At 74.2% G+C, this 716-nt stretch carries 2 protein-coding genes; both read right to left on the bottom strand.

The window, feature by feature from the left end; all coding sequences use genetic code 11:
* Positions 1-253, bottom strand: a 253-nt coding sequence (locus KUM32_RS36285; RefSeq protein WP_217146156.1) for a YbjN domain-containing protein, incomplete at its 3' end; no start/stop codon positions are given.
* Between the two features lie 171 nt (positions 254-424).
* Positions 425-716: hypothetical protein (locus KUM32_RS36280; RefSeq protein WP_217146155.1), on the bottom strand; the 292-nt coding region annotated here is incomplete at its 5' end.

The following is a 716-nucleotide window of genomic DNA, read 5'->3' as shown; positions in this document are numbered from 1 at the left end:
CGTGCGGCCGGTCGTAGAACTTGCGCCCCGAGAAGACCTGCTGCTCTTCCTCGCCGCGGAACATGAAGTACGTGCGGAACTGCTCCCACGGAGCGGCGAGGTCACCCTCGTCGTCCACCACGTACTTCAGCTCCATCTGCTCAAGGAGCTGCTTGACCAGGTCCTGGTCGGGGAGGACCGGGCCGCTCGGCCCAGCCTCCTGAGGTTCGGGCTGGCCCCCGAAATTCGGAATCGAGGTCGGGTCGATGCTCACCGTGTTTTTCCCTTCGTACGGATTCCGCCATCCTCCCTCATCACCGCCCGGTCACCGCAACCCCGCACGCGCCACCGGCCCGGCTCGTCCCGGCCGCCGCGGGCCGGGCGATTCCGCTCAACCCGCGGCACACCCGGCGCCGGGCCGCCCGGACGGCCCGGCTCAGCCGGCTCAGCCGTCCGCGGCCGACCCGGCCGGCTCCGGCGCGGCGGCCTGCGCGCCGGAGCTGGCCGAGACCGTCAGGCCGTCGGCGCCCAGCTCGTGGTCGACGCGCACGGTGTCGCCGTCACGCACCTGGCCGGCGAGGATGGCCCGGGCGAGCTGGTCGCCGATCGCCGTCTGCACCAGCCGCCGCAGCGGCCTGGCCCCGTACGACAGGTCGGGGCCGCCGCCCGCCTCCGGCGCGTCGATCGTCGGCTCGTGGCCGAGCCTGGCCAGCCACTCCAGGGCCGCGTCCGAGCCG

This window comes from Streptomyces sp. AC627_RSS907 (assembly GCF_019049165.1).
The sequence above is the reverse complement of the archived record's forward strand: the minus strand, read 5'-3'. Positions and strand labels throughout refer to the sequence as shown.